The sequence below is a fragment of the Paractinoplanes tereljensis genome (assembly GCF_016862435.1).
GTDB lineage: Bacteria > Actinomycetota > Actinomycetes > Mycobacteriales > Micromonosporaceae > Actinoplanes > Actinoplanes tereljensis.
Window position 1 is genome coordinate 82,908 of the sequence record NZ_BOMY01000022.1, and the last position, 14,139, is coordinate 97,046.

Below are 14,139 nucleotides of genomic sequence, written 5' to 3' on the forward strand. Positions count from 1 at the left end.
CTCAGTCGAAGTGCAGCGGAAGGCGGGAGCTGAGCCGGTTGCGGGCGGCAAACGCGCCGAAACGGTTCCCTATCACGTGCAGCAGGGCGAACAACGCCGGAACGCCGCCGAACCAGGCTGCTCCCTCGAGGTCACCGCCGTACACGATCCACCCCACCACGCCCGAAAGTCCGGGTACCGCGACCATCATCGACGACCGCCACTGATACCACCATGACTCCGCGAACTCCAGCGGTGGCCGGTCCCGGTGCCGATGAAGCCGAACGGCGAAGGCGGCCAGCATCACGATCGCCGGCACGGCCAGGAAAAGCCCGGCGGACCGGTCCTCTGCACTGTCGAAGAGAACCGCGACGCTGACCAGAAGCACCCCGGCCATTGCCGCCGGGACGACCCGCACGCCCCCGGCATAGGCCGCGCCGAGACTGGCCGCAGTCCCCGCGAACAGCAGGCAGACGACGCACGCACTCTGCCAGCTTGCCAGCGTGGTCCCGCCTTCAGAAGACTGCGCCAGGGCGAAGATCGTCTCGACGAAAACAACAACGCCGCAGCTGACGTAGTAGACAGCCCGGTTTCTGCGTTGGAATGTCGGCCATGCCACAACGCTGGGCTTGAATGGCCAGACCAGCACGGCTGTAGTCCAGACAAGAGCGATGAAAGGCTCGGCAACGGTGGGAACGCCGGATATTCGGTCCAGGCCGTCCATGGAGTAGGCCGACCACGCGACAGCCGTCAGGACCGTCACGCCGGAGCCGAGCAGGAAACCCCGCCAGCGCCCGGCCGCTGCCGACAGCACCCCCGAGAATGTGGCGGCGAGGATCATCGCGAAGGACCAGAGTTCACCCCAAAATCTGTACGCCCCAACGCGCTGGGTCACGAGCAGACTCGCCAGGTTGGCGAGCGCCACCAGCAGGACCGATCCCGCGATCAGGGCATTGCCCGCGACCAACGCGCGCCGCACCCGCGGGGAGGGCGCGTCGAAAGCTAGCCCCGGCATCGCCAGTCGGTGGCGCCGGTGCCGGATCGCGGTGACGAGTGCTTTCGGGGCCGACGCGGCGAGCTTCTGGCGCCGGAGTCCGGTCGCCTCCAGGTAGACGCGGTCGGTCGTCCCCGTGGCCGTGGTCGGTCCGGGCCCGGACTCGGTCACGGTCAGCCCGGCGCCAGGGCCGCCGAGGCCGCTGGTCAGGGTCTGGTCGAGTGCCGCCCGGGCCTCCACCAGCTGACCGCGTGACAGCGTGCCGATCAGGCTCGCGCGCAACCAGTCCGGCATGTAGGCGTGCCGGAACCAAGGCAGCCGGGCCAGTACCTCGATCGGCACGTGGTCGGCCAGTGGGCGGCCGTCGTCCGCGTGGATCAGACGGCCGAGCGTGACGGTCAGCTCGTAGCTGATCTCCGGGTAGAGGGCGCACGCGCTCAGCCAGTACCAGCCGGCCGGGCCCAGCGTGGTGACCAGCAGATCCATCACCCGCAGCAGTTCGTCGCGGGGCGGCGGGATCGGCTCGATCCACACCAGGTCGCCGCTCTCGAACATGAACGGCAACTGCGCCGCGGCCGGCCCGCCTCGGGTGCGCGCGAACGACGGGTCCAGCGCCCGCACGTCGTCGAGCACCCGGTCCACCACCCGCAGCGGCCGGGTGCGGTGCACGTCGGGGTCGATCCGGATGGTCTCGGCCCACTGGTCGAACCGGTCCAGCCACGGCCGGTCGGCCCCGGTCAGCGGGTCGCGCAGCGGCCAGTCCGCGGCGAACAGCAGCAGGCGCTCCCGCTCGCTCGCCGGTTGCAGTGACTCCAGGTGCCGGGGTCCCCGTTCCGGGTCGATGACCAGCGGGGAGCGGGGTTGCAGGCCGGCCCGCCGCATCCCGACGCCCTGCGCGGTCAGCTGGTCGACCATCCGGGCGTAGTGGCCGGCCAGCACGTCGCCGGCGCTGCGCTGCTCGATCACTGCCAGGTATTCGGGGGTGCGCTTGTACTCCACGAAGCGTGGGGTCAGCCGGAGCCCGGCGCGGAGCGTGGCGTCGATGGTGCGCGGGACGTCGAGGGTGCCCCGGCCGGGCTCGCGGGTGCGGGCGCGCAGCACCCGGGCCACCCGGGCGCCGACGTCGGGGGCGAGCGGAAGCGCTGTCTCCCAGCCGAGGTCGAGGACCGGCTCGAGCGCCGACGCCCCCGGCCGGCGGCGCAGCCGTTTGCGGAAGGCGAGCAGGGACACGGCCACCGTCGCCACGACCAGCCCGGCCACGCTCACCCACAGCCCGGAGGTCCAGCCCGGATTGGTGTCGGCCGCCCCGCCGGTGTTGCCGGTGCCGGTGGAGGTGCCGGCCGCCGGGTTGAGGGTCCAGAGCCAGAGGACGAGTTGGAGCAGCGACACCATGGCGAGGGCGATCCCGACCGCGGCGATGGCCGGCGGAATCCGGCGCCACCACCGGGCGGCGGCCGCGGGCGAGTCGTCGCCGGGTTCCGGATCGGGGGCGCTGTCCCGGAACACCTCGGCGAACGGGGTCAGGTCGCGGTCCCGGCCGCAGAACAGCGGCTGCAGGTGGCGGCGCAGTTCGTCGTCGGTCGGCGGCCGGCCCAGCCGGGTGACCAGGTAGGCGATGACATCCTGAGCCCGCTGGATCTCCCGCAGCGAGACCGGCCGGCCCTGGGCGCGCAGCCGGGCGACGATCCCCCACAGGATCGCCTCGGCCGCCTCACCCCCGGCCGCGGTCATGCACCCTGCCCCGCCAACCAGGTGCCGACCACGACGTTCGCTCGGTCCACGTCGGCCGCGGTCTTGACCAGGACGCCGATCGTGACGCGCAGCTTCCGGGCGCTCATCGCCTCGTCCGGGTCGCCGTGGCCCAGCACCACCAGCCAGTTCAGGAACTCGGCCAGGCCGGGCGGGCGGGACAGGCCGGCGGCGTCCGAGCGCAGCACCGTGAACAATGAGATCGCCTGGTCGAGCAGCGGATCCAGGCCACGCACGTGGGCGCCGAGGTGGCTCAGCGCGATCCGGCGCACCGACTCCTCGTCCGGGAACGCCACGTGGTGGAACACGCAGCGGCGCAGGAACGGCTCCGGCAGGTCGCGCTCCGAGTTGCTGGTGATGATCACGATCGGCCGGTAGGCGTCGTCGGCCCGGACCACCACGTCGTCCAGCTCGGGGATCCGGAAATACAAGTGCTCGAGCTCATTCAGTACGTCGTTGGGGAAGTCGCGGGGCGCCTTGTCGATCTCGTCGATCAGCACCACCGAGCGCCGAGGCGGGGCCTTGTCATCGTCGAGGAAGCACGCACGTTGCTCCGGCGCCAGCGTGGCCAGGATCGCCCGGCCCAGCGCCGTCCAGGTCAAGAAACGCGCCGGGTCGCCGGCCTCGCCACGCGACGACGCCTCGAAGCGCCGCAGCGAGTCGTACCGGTAGAACAGCGCGTGCGCGGTCGAGTCCGACTTGGTCTCGAACTTCAGCAGCTCGCCCAGGCCGAGTGACCAGGCCAGGTGGCCGGCCAGGTGGGTCTTGCCGGAGCCCGGTTCGCCGGTCAGCAGCAGCGGCTGGCCGAGCAGCAACGCCACGTTGATCGCGTCGACCAGCTCGGACGCGGGCAGGTAGGCGGACGGGTCGGCCAGGCGCACGGACGCCGACGACGAGGGCAGCGGCGTGGCGGTGCGGCTGCCGCCGGGGGTGTAGAAGCCGAGCATCACGCGGCCCCCGACCGCAGCAGTTCCCCCAGCTTGGCGGCGAGCTTCTCCATCGGCATACCTCGTTCTCGGGTCGATTGCTCGTACTCCTGGAAGATCTTCCGGATGGTCGGCAGGGGGTCGGTGCCGCCGAGGAGCCGGCGCACCTCGGGCAGCTCCGCCCACACCTCGACCTCGACCATCTCGACGTTGCCGAGCTGCGGCAGCACCACCGCGGCGCCGGCCACCTCGCCGATCGCGGCGGCCAGCCGGTCGGCGGCCGAGCCAGACCAGGGCAGGTGAGCGGCCCAGCCGGACGGCAGCCGGTACTGCGCGGAGATCACCGGCAGCACCCGCAGCGGCCGCCGGTGCGGCCACACCTCGAAGTAGCGGATCAGCTGGTCGACCTGCGTGACGTCGGGGCGGCCGCGGCGCATCTCGACCTCGACCGGGAAGCGCAGCATGGTCAGCGAGCCGAGCTCGTGCAGGCGCCGGGCCAGCGTGTCGACATCGGCGTCCACGTCCAGCGAGCAGCTCCCGGCGATCCGGCGGGTGATCACGTCGGGCTGGTCCAGTTCGGCGGCGCGCAGCGGGATCCCGAACATGTGCACCGGGCCGGCCGCCCGCAGGAACCGGCCCAGTAGCTGCTCCTGCATGAACTCGGCGAACTTGTGGTGGGACTGCTCGGCCGCGCCGTGCACGACCACCACCGACGGCGACAGTTCCAGTCGCTCGCCGCGCGCGGCCCGGGCCAGCTCGTCCCGCTGGGCGTGCCGGTTCGCGATGAACGGCAGCAGGTTCGGCACCGGCGCGGTGCTCTCGCCGAACAGGCGGTGCAGCGCCCGCCGCACTCCCCCGCCGAGCTGGTCGACGTCGGCGAAGTGGTCGACGATGTGGTCCCGCGCCTGGATCTTGCGGAGTCGCCGCACCTCGCCCTGCGACCGGTCGACGTGGACGGTCGGCCAGGACGCCTGCTCGTCGAGGTGGAACAGCAGCACCTGCTTACGGAGCCGGACCGCCTCGTCGTACTCCAGGTGGGTGAAGCTCTTCGCCGAGCCGGGCGGGGTCGAGCCGTACCGCCAGGCGACGATGCCGACGTACACCTCGCAGGTGCCGACGTCGGCCAGGCAGCGCTCGATCGGGGGACGGCTGTCCGCGCCGTAGGTCTCCATCGAGACCGCCTCGTAGCCACTGCTGCGGATCACCTCGACCACCCGGGCGCGCGCCGGGGCCAGGTCGAGGGCCGCCGACGACACGTAGACCCGCGGCCGCCGGGGCCGGTCGTGAGCAGCGGCGATCGGCCGGCTGGTGAGCGGCTCGGTGCTTGGCACCCGCGGATTATCCGCCGGAGCACCCCTGGCCAGTGGGTCAGAAGCTCGTCACCCACCCGCAAGAAGGAACGCGGGCCGGGTCCGCCGTGTGGCGAACCCGGCCGGCCCCCTCAGATCAAGGTCAGGTGGCGCACATCGCGTACGCGGTCCGGGACCAGTTGCCGGAGAATCCGTTCCGGTCCTCGGTGGAGCTGAAGTTCACGTGGTCGTTGCTCACGAACAGGCTGGCCGAGTCGACCTGGCCGAATCCGGAGTTGATGGTGCCGCCACCACTGAGCGCCCGGGTTCCGGACGGGCAGAACACCTGGGTGGTCTGCAGCGCCGGCGGGGAGGCGGTCTCGGACGAGTTGAACTGCACGTTCAGGCCGGCCACCGGGTTGGCGCAGATCGCGAACGCGGTCAGGAACCAGGTGTTGGCCGCCCCGTTCTCGTCCTCGAACGCCTGCGCGAAGACGCTGGTGAGGCTGGTACTCGGCTGGATGTCGTCGAGGACGACGTTGAAGTTCCCGGTCGACACGATGGCGAACCCGCCGAGCAACTGCTTACCGGGGCTGCACGTCGCGACGGCGGTGCGGCTGCTGTCCGAGTTCTCGCCGCCGAAGGGGGAAAGGTTGATCTCGTAGCCGGGCGGAGTGACGGCGCAGGTCGCGGTGATGGTCAGCGCCCAGTTGCCGGCCGAACGGGTCTCGTCCTCCTCCGCGCCGTAGACGAGAGTGCCCTGATCGAGGCCGTTGACGCCGATGTTCGCCCCGGTCACCCGAACGAAGACACCCGGTTCGCCGAAGGCGATCGCCGATCCGCCGACGACCCGCTGCCCGGTCGGACAGGTGGCGCCGACTCCCTTGGCGTCGAAGGAGTTGGTGGCGCTGATGGCGTTGACGCGGGTGAGCGCCGAGATCGTGGTCGCGGCGAGCGCCGCGTTCGCGGACGGTGCGCCGAGAAATGTGGCGGTGACCGCGACGATTGCGGCCATCGCGACCCGGAGAGGTCTGAAGTGGATTTTCATGACCCGACGATGGCCGGGGTCGATGGGTAACCGATGGGCAGCCGATGGGAGGCAGTCCGTTACGTGACATCACGGTCAACTTCGCCGTCCGGAGCGGTTAGCGTTTATCGGTGCGCTTCAATTTCCTCGGACCCTTGGAGGTACGGGACGGCGAGCGGCTGGTGGCGCTGGGCGGGCCACAGCAGCATGCGGTGCTCGCGGTGCTCCTGGCGCACACCGGCCAGGTCGTGTCCACCGACCGGATCGCCGACCAGCTCTGGGCCGAGGCCGCCCCGCCGCGCGCACGGAGTCTGGTCCAGGGCTGCGTCGCCGGCCTGCGCCGGGCGCTGCGCTCCGGCCCCGGCGACCTCCTGATCACCCGCGCCCACGGATACCTGCTCCAGCTGCCGCCCGGCTCGTCCGACCGGCAGCGGTTCGACGAGCTGACCGAGGCCGCCCAGCGCTTCGCGGCCGAGGACTCACCGGCCCAGGACTCACCGGCCGAGGCGAGCGCCCTGTTCCGGGAAGCCCTGGCGTTGTGGCGCGGCCCGGCGTTCGACGGCATCGACACGCCGGTGTGCCGGGCCGAGGCCGCCCGCCTCGAGGAACGCCGGCTCACGGTGCTCGAGGAGTGCATCCAGGCCGAGCTTTTGGTGATTCGGCCCGCGAGCCTGGTCGCCGAGTTGCAAAGCCTGGTGCGGGACCACCCCTTGCGAGAGTCGTTCTGGGCCTACCTGATGACCGCGCTGCACCGGTCCGATCGGCGGGCGGATGCGCTGGCCGTCTACCGGACGGCACGGCGAACCCTGGTGACCGAGCTCGGCATCGAACCCGGCCCGGTCCTGCGTGAGCTGCACCGCCGGATCCTCGAACCCGAGGACCCGGTTCCCGCGCCGCGCCGCCCGCCGGAGTCGGCACCGGCCCAGCTGCCGGCCGCGGTCTCCGCGTTCACCGGCCGGCAGGCGTACCTCAAGCGTCTCGACGCGCTGGTCAGCCAACGCGCCGACACGGTCGCGATCGGCGTCATCTGCGGCACGGCCGGCGTCGGCAAGACCACCCTGGCCGTCGAATGGGCGCACCGGGTCGCCGACCGGCTGGACGGTGGTCAGCTCTACGTCAACCTGCACGGTTACGCGACGTCCCCGCCGCTGCAGCCGATCGAGGCGCTCAGCGGCTTCCTGCAGGCCGTAGGGGTGACCGCCGAGCAGATGCCGAACGAGCCCGAGCAGGCCGCGGCCATGTACCGCACGCTGCTCGCCGGCCGCCGGATGCTGGTCGTGCTGGACAACGCGTCAAGCGTCGAGCAGGTCCGGCCGCTGCTGCCCGGCGGAGCCGGCTCCGTCGTCCTGATCACCAGCCGGGACACGCTTGGCGGCCTGGTCGCCCGGGACGGCGCCGAGCACCTGCGGCTCGGCGTGCTCGACCCCCGGGAGGCGGAGGCGCTGCTCGCCCGGGTGCTGGGCGCCGAGCGGGTCGCCGCGGAGCCGGCCGCCGTGGCCGAACTCGCCCGGCTCTGCGCCTACCTGCCGCTGGCTCTGCGCATCGCCGCCGCGAACCTGACGCTGGCGCCCGACTCCAGCGTGGCCGGGCAGGTCGCGGAGCTGCGGGGCGCGGGCGGGCTCGGCGCGCTGACGGTCGACGGCGACGACGCCGGTGCCGTACGGGCCGCCTTCGATCTCTCGTACGCCCGGCTCGACCCACCGACCCGGCGGCTGTTCGCCCTGCTCGGCGTGGCTCCCGGCCGGGATGTCGCGGTGGCCGACGCCGCCGCGCTGGCCGGCCCAGACACCGGAACAGACGCCGGCCCCGCCAGGGCGGCGCTGGCCCGCCTCGCCCGGGCCCACCTCATCGACGCGCGCGGCGACCGCTACGCCTTTCACGACCTCCTGCGGCTGTACGCGGCGGAACGGGCCGCCGCCGAGGACCGCGACGGTGCGCTCCGGCGGCTCTACGAGCACTACGTCCGGCGGGCCGAGGCCGCCGCCGAGGTGCTCTATCCGCATATGTTGCGGCTGCACCCACCGCAGCCGGACACGCCCCGGATGACCCACGCCGAGGCATTGGCCTGGCTGACCGCCGAACGGCACAACCTGGTGCTGGCCGTGCAGGCCGCCGCCGAGCACGGCCCCCGGGCATCCGGCGGCCTGCTCGCGGACGCCCTCCGCGGGTACTTCCACCTGTCCCGGCACACCGCGGACTGGCTGACCGTCGCCGACGCCGCGCTCGTCGCCGCGCGGCTCGACGGCGACGTCCGCGCCCAGGCCGCGGCCCTGCACAGCCTCGGCACCGCGCGGCGCAGCCTCGGCGAGTTCGATGCCGCCTTCGATCACTACACCGAGGCCCTGCGGCTGGCGCGGGCCTGCGGCTGGACCGAGTCGGAAGCCACCACGCTGGGCAACCTCGGCATCGTCGGCCGCAAGCAGGGCCGGCTCGCCGAGGCGGCCGCGCACCTCGACGCCGCGCTGGTCGTCGACCGGCGCAGTGGACGCCCGGCCGGTGAGGCCAACAATCTGGGCAACCTCGCCGCCGTCTACCGGGACATGGGACGCCTGGCCGAGGCCGCGGAGTGCTTCACCGCGGCACTCACCCTCAACCGCACCCTCGGCAGCGCGCACGGCGAGGCGCTGGCGCTGACCGGGCTGGGCCAGGTCTGCCAGGATCTCGGCCACCTCGACGAGGCCCGGCGGCACCTGGACGCCGCACTCCAGCGCTACGTCCAGGTCGGTGACCGGGACGGCGAAACGGTGATCGAGTGCTGTCTGGCCGAGCTGGACTGCGACCTCGGCCGGCCGGCCCGGGCACAGGAACGAGCCGCGGCCGCCCTGGAGGTGGCCCGGGAGACCAGCGACCGGCAGACCGAGATCATGGCGCTCAACGCGCTCGGCCGGGCGGACGGCCTGCTCGGCCACCATCGCCGCGCGATCGACCGGCACCGGCTCGCCTACGATCTGGCTCGCCGTACGGCCAGCCTGCAGTTCGAAGGTCTGTCCCTGCTCGGTCTGGCGGTCGTGCACCGGCGGCTCGGCCGCCACGACGACGCCGCCGGTTTCGCCCTGCGCGCCCAGGCGCTGGCTCGCCGCGCGGGCATGCGCGCACTAGAGGACCGCGCCCAGGCAACGCTCACCGCCGCCTGAGGTTTGCGGTTCAGCCGAGCAGGCTGGTCAATCGAGGAGGAAGGCCACTGAGCGGCGCACCAAGGCCAGGGTGGCGTCGTCGTCCAGCTCGGGGAACATGTGCGTGGCCCCCGGGACCAGCTCGACTGTCGCTTCGCCGCCGGCGGCCCGCAGGGCCTCGGCTAGGCGTTCGCTCTGCCGGGGCGGCACGGCCAGGTCGGCGGTGCCGTGCAGGAACAGGAACGGCGGGGCGCCGGCGTGCACGTGGTGGACCGGGGAGGCTGCGGCGGCCAGGTCGGGCCGCTCGTCGAGGCCGGCGCCGATCAGCTGCCCCTCGCGCGAGCCCGCGCTGCGGTCGCCGGTGCCGCCGGCCTCGCCGATGTCCTTCGACAGCGCGTCGAGGTCGGTGGGCGGATACCAGCAGACGGCGGCCGCTACGTTGTTCTCGGCGGCTGCGTCGTTGTCGGCGGCCAAGGCCGCCAGGGCAGCCAGGTGTCCCCCGGCGGAGACACCCCAGGTCACGGTCCGATTCCCGGTTATGCCGTACGCCGTCCGTTCGCGCGCCAGGAACCGCAGGGCGGCGGTCACGTCGTCGGACTGCGCCGGATAGGCGGCCTCGGAGCTCTTGCGGTAGTCGACACCGGCGATCGCCAGGCCCAGGCCGGCCACCGTCTCGAAGAAGCTGGGCTGCCACTTCGCCGCCGGCCCGGGGCCCTGCGTGCGGTCGCCGAGCCGCCAGCCACCCCCGTGCAGGTAGACGCAGAGGGTATCGGCGCCTTCCGGGGCGTACAGGTCAATGGTGTTGTGATTTAGGCCTTTGAAGATCTTCATGCGACGGCGGGGGCCTTGTGCAGGCGGCCGGCCTGCATGATCACCCGGAGGTTGTCCTTGTTCTGCAGGATGCGCACGTCCTCGGCCGGGTTGCCCTCGACGACCAGCACGTCGGCGATCCAGCCGGGCTTCAGCATGCCGATGTCGCCGAGGTCGAGCAGTTGCCCGCCGAGCTGGGTGGCCGCGGTCAGCGCCTCCAGCGGCGAGTAGCCCAGCTCCTCGACGAACAGCTGCAGGTCGCGGGCGTTGCGGCCGATCGGGTTGTTCGGGAAGCCGTAGTCGCCGCCGGGCAGCGCGCGGATGCCGCGGCGCCGGATCTCCGGGTAGACGGCGCGCATCCCGTCCAGAGCGGCGACCGAGCCCATCTTCTCGGCGACCTCGCGGGTGATGCCGTATTCCTCGCCCTCGTAGACGTTCGCGTAGATGATGCCGGGGGCGGGCGAGACGAACACCGTGTCCTTGACCGATTCGAGCAGGTCGAGGGCTTCCTCGTCGGCGTACGTGCAGTGGTAGATGCTGCGGAAGCCGGCCTTGACCGCCAGCTTCACCGACTCGGCCGACTGGGCGTGGCAGTTGAGCCAGACACCCGACTCGCGGGCCTGGGCGCCGGCCGCCATCGCTTCCTCGAGGGTGTACTGGGTGATCTGCGAACCGCCCGGGACGAACACGTCGTCGTTGCTGAGCAGGAACTTCACACTGTCGTACCCCTGGGCGGCCTGCTCGCGGACCCACCGCGCGCACGCCTCGGGGCCTTGCCAGTCGGGCTCGGTGTGGCCGTCCGGGCGTACCGGATGGTTGTCTCGTTCCATGCTCGCCGCGCGCATGCGCGGACCTGGCACCGCGCCTGCCTTGATCTTGTCCCGGAGAATGACCTCGACGGGCATCGGCAGGATCGAACCGGCTGAGTAGGCCGAGGTGAAGCCGTGGTCGAGCAGGATCGCGGCGTTGCGCTCGGCCCGGGCGAGCTCGCTCGGCAGCCCTTCGATGTGGTGGAAGAACGAAACGTCCAGCGGAGGGTTGAACGAAGGGTCGATATGCCCGACGGCCGACGGGAAGGTGAGATGGCTGTGCGACTCCACCATGCCCGGCATGACCGTGCAGCCGGTGGCATCAACGATCTGCACGTCATAGTTGGCCTGGTCGTCGCCGTGCTCGTCCTGCCATCCGGCGCGCACCTCGACCACCCGGTCGCCGTCGACGACGACCTCGCCCGGCGCGGGGGCGCTGCCGCTGCCGTCGAAGACCAGACCCTTGATGAAGACCGTCCGCGCCATTTTTTCGTCCCTGCTTTCACTCTGCGAGAGTGGCTTTCCTTCAGTGTTTCCCGAGTGTTTCCGCTCACCACCCCGGGTGTCAATGGTCACAAGGAGACTTTCAAGGAACTTGTATTTCTCGCTCTCCGAAAGTAGCTTCCACGTGTGACCGTCTCCGCTAAGCCCTCAGCCAAGCCGGAATATCGCGTCGAGGCCCTGGCCAAGGGTCTGCGGATCCTGTCGCTGTTCACCGAGCAGCGGCCCACCTGGCGGGTCAGCGACATCGCGCCCGCGGTCGGCATGCCGCTGCCCACGGTCTACCGCGTCGTGATGACGCTGACCGCCGAGGGCTACCTCGACCACCTGCCCAACGGTGACTACCGGCCGGCCGTGCGGGTGCTCACCCTCGGCGGGGCGGCGCTGCGCGGGCTCGACCTGGTCTCGGCGGCCACCCCCCGGCTGCAGCGGCTGGCCGAGCAGACCGGCGAGACGGTCAACCTGGCCGTGCTCACCGGCGACCGGGTGCTCTACCTGGTGCGGCTACGCAACTCCGACCTGGTTACCGCGAACATCCAGGTCGGCTCCACGCTGCCGGCCGTGCACACCTCGATCGGCAAGCTGCTCCTGGCCTACCTTTCGGCTGACGATCTTCGCGCCCGGGTCACCGACACCTCCTTCGTCGCGAATCACGGGCCGAACGCCAAACTCTCCCTCGACGAGTTGCAGGGCGAGCTCACGAAGATCCGGAACGACGGCTGGGCGATGCAGGACGAGGAGCTGGCGTACGGGCTGCGGTCGGTCGCCGCCCCCGTGCACGGGCCGGACGGCACCGTGGTCGCCGGGGCCAACCTCGCCGTGCAGTCCCGCGACTGGTCGAGCCAGCGCATCGTGCGCGAGCTCCGGCCGGTCGTCGCCGAGGCGTGCAGCGACATCTCGGCGCTGCTGGGGTATTCCGTATGAGCCGTCGCCTTGAACCCCTTCCCCCCGCTTCGCTCTCCCCCGCTCAGCGGGCGCTCTACGACGCGATCGCCGGCGGCCCGCGAGCCCTCAACGGCTCGCCGTTCCCCCTGGTCGACGCGGACGGCGGCCTCCAAGGGCCGTTCAACGCGATGCTGCTGCAACCCTCGGTCGGGTCGGCGCTGCAGGCGCTCGGCAGTGCGATCCGCTACGAGTCGCTCCTCGATACCCGCTGCCGCGAGATCGCCGTCCTGACCGTCGCCCGCGCCTGGGACAGCGCCTTCGAGAGGTACGCCCACGAGGCCGTTGCCCGGTCCGCCGGGATGACCGACGCCGAGGTGTCCGCGCTGGCGGAGGGCGACCCGTCGGCCTTCCCGGACCCGCGCGAGCAGCTGGTCCTGCAGGTTTCCGAGGCGCTGGCCGTCCGGCACGACCTCACCGACGAGGAGTACGCGCGCGCCGCGGACGGCCTGGGCCTGCCGGTGCTGTTCGAGCTGACCACGCTGGTCGGCTACTACGCGACGCTCGCCCTGCAGTTGCGGGCGTTCCGGGTGCCCGCTCCTTAATTCCCTTCCCGGGTCGCCGATAGACGATCGTGCCCCTCCTGCGCCTGTACGCCACCGCGACCGCGATTCTCGTGGCGGCTTACGCGCTGCTGCCGGCACACCTGAACCGCTCGTGGATCTTCCTGCTGGTGACCCTGGGCGTCGTGCCGGCCGTGGTGATCGCCCTGCGCCGCGCCCCCGCCGGCTGGCGAATGGCCTGGTGGCTGCTGCTGGCCGCGATGATGCTCTACAACATCGGCAACAGCATCTGGATCTGGCTGGTCGAGGCGCGCGGCCACAGCACCGGCGACGGCAGCTTCGCGGAGCTGTTCCTCACCGGCGGCAGCGTGCTGGTGCTCGGCTCCGCCCTGGTCGTCGTGGTGCAGCGCGGTCGCCGTGACGTCGGCGGCATCATCGACTCGGTCATCACCGCGGTCGCGCTGACCGGCATCCTCTGGGACGCCGTACTCCTGCCCGCCCTCGCCGGCCAGGACGCCACCACCGGCCGTCAGGTCGCCGTCTTCACCAACGTGCTGGTCATGGCGGGCACACTTGGCGCGCTGCTGCGGATCTCGTGCGCCGCCGAGGAGCAGTTGGCCCCGGTCCGGCTGCTCACCCTCGCCGTGGGCGTCTCGCTGTTCGGCAACGTGGCCGGCGCGCTCGCCGTCGACCCGGCCACCGGTGCCCGAGCCGACTGGACCAACATCGCCTACCTGGTCGCCTACGGCGCCCTGGGCTGCGCCGCGCTGCACCCGCCGGTGTCCGCGGTGACCCAGCCCGGCGAGACCCCGGTCGACGACCTGAGCACCGCGCGCCTGGCGTACCTCGGCACGATGATGGCCCTGAGCCCCCTGGTCGGCGGCGGGCGGGTCATCTTCGAGCTGCCGACCGACGGCGTACTCATCGCCATCTCCTCCGCCGCCCTGATCCCGCTGGTCATGATCCGCATCGCCCGGCTGGCCGGCGCCCGCCGCCGCGCCGAGCAGGCCCTGCACCGGCTGGCCAACTCCGATCCGCTGACCGGCCTGCCCAACCGAACCGCCTTGGTCGACGCGCTGCACTCCGCGCTCGCCGAGCCGGCTGACCTGGCGGTTCTGTTCTGCGACCTGGACGGCTTCAAACCGGTCAACGACCGGCTCGGCCACGCGGCCGGCGACGAGCTGCTCATCGCGGTCGCCGACCACCTGCGGCACGACCTCCGCGACGGCGACCTGGTGAGCCGGTTCGGCGGCGACGAGTTCGTGATCGTCACCCACGGCGCCGACGCCGTCGAGGTCATCGCCGATCGCATCCGGGCGCTGGCCGCCCGTACGCTTCAGGCGGCCGGCACCGACGTCCGGATCGGCGTCAGCGTGGGCGTGGCCCACGCCCGCCCCGGCGACACCACCGACGACATCCTGACCAGGGCAGATATGGCAATGTACGAGGCCAAGAAGGCCAAGACGATCGGCACCCTGAGCCTGGCCGTCGGGTAAA

The 14,139-nt window shown here is 71.9% G+C and carries 10 protein-coding genes; 4 read left to right on the forward strand and 6 right to left on the reverse strand.

Annotated features, from left to right (window positions below; translation table 11 throughout):
- Position 1: 1 nt before the first annotated feature.
- The 4 genes from Ate02nite_RS15600 to Ate02nite_RS15615 form a co-directional block, all read right to left on the reverse strand.
- Complete coding sequence (locus tag Ate02nite_RS15600; protein ID WP_203805985.1) at positions 2-2,704, reverse strand: hypothetical protein; 2,703 nt, start codon at positions 2,702-2,704, stop codon at positions 2-4.
- Positions 2,701-3,669: an AAA family ATPase gene (locus tag Ate02nite_RS15605; protein WP_239147490.1), complete on the reverse strand. Its 969-nt coding sequence runs from the start codon at positions 3,667-3,669 to the stop codon at positions 2,701-2,703. Before Ate02nite_RS15605 ends, Ate02nite_RS15600 begins: the two co-directional genes overlap by 4 nt.
- Positions 3,669-4,979, reverse strand: coding sequence for a DUF4062 domain-containing protein (locus Ate02nite_RS15610; protein ID WP_203805989.1), 1,311 nt, complete (start codon positions 4,977-4,979; stop codon positions 3,669-3,671). Before Ate02nite_RS15610 ends, Ate02nite_RS15605 begins: the two co-directional genes overlap by 1 nt.
- Before the next feature lie 121 nt (positions 4,980-5,100).
- Positions 5,101-5,985, reverse strand: coding sequence for a hypothetical protein (locus Ate02nite_RS15615; protein WP_203805991.1), 885 nt, complete (start codon positions 5,983-5,985; stop codon positions 5,101-5,103).
- Between the two features lie 110 nt (positions 5,986-6,095).
- Between Ate02nite_RS15615 and Ate02nite_RS15620 the strand changes: the two genes are divergently transcribed.
- Positions 6,096-9,098 carry an AfsR/SARP family transcriptional regulator gene (locus tag Ate02nite_RS15620; RefSeq protein WP_203805993.1) on the forward strand — a complete coding sequence of 1,001 codons (3,003 nt, stop codon included), beginning with the start codon at positions 6,096-6,098 and terminating at the stop codon, positions 9,096-9,098.
- Positions 9,099-9,125: 27 nt separating this feature from the next.
- On the opposite strand, the gene Ate02nite_RS15625 is transcribed toward Ate02nite_RS15620, so the two are convergent.
- Positions 9,126-9,908 carry an alpha/beta hydrolase gene (locus tag Ate02nite_RS15625; protein WP_203805995.1) on the reverse strand — a complete coding sequence of 261 codons (783 nt, stop codon included), beginning with the start codon at positions 9,906-9,908 and terminating at the stop codon, positions 9,126-9,128.
- The gene (locus Ate02nite_RS15630; protein WP_203805997.1) at positions 9,905-11,182 is read right to left on the reverse strand and encodes an amidohydrolase family protein; all 1,278 of its coding nucleotides are present in this window, start codon (positions 11,180-11,182) and stop codon (positions 9,905-9,907) included. The genes Ate02nite_RS15625 and Ate02nite_RS15630 overlap by 4 nt, the downstream gene beginning before the upstream one ends.
- Positions 11,183-11,326: 144 nt before the next feature.
- On the opposite strand from Ate02nite_RS15630, the gene Ate02nite_RS15635 reads away from it, so the two are divergent.
- Genes Ate02nite_RS15635 through Ate02nite_RS15645 form a run of 3 tightly spaced genes read left to right on the forward strand, consistent with a single transcriptional unit; the run spans position 11,327 to position 14,138 of the window.
- Positions 11,327-12,121: an IclR family transcriptional regulator gene (locus Ate02nite_RS15635; protein ID WP_203805999.1), complete on the forward strand. Its 795-nt coding sequence runs from the start codon at positions 11,327-11,329 to the stop codon at positions 12,119-12,121.
- Positions 12,118-12,684 carry a carboxymuconolactone decarboxylase family protein gene (locus tag Ate02nite_RS15640; protein ID WP_203806001.1) on the forward strand — a complete coding sequence of 189 codons (567 nt, stop codon included), beginning with the start codon at positions 12,118-12,120 and terminating at the stop codon, positions 12,682-12,684. Before Ate02nite_RS15635 ends, Ate02nite_RS15640 begins: the two co-directional genes overlap by 4 nt.
- A 29-nt stretch (positions 12,685-12,713) precedes the next feature.
- Complete coding sequence (locus Ate02nite_RS15645) at positions 12,714-14,138, forward strand: GGDEF domain-containing protein (protein ID WP_203806003.1); 1,425 nt, start codon at positions 12,714-12,716, stop codon at positions 14,136-14,138.
- Position 14,139: the final 1 nt, after the last annotated feature.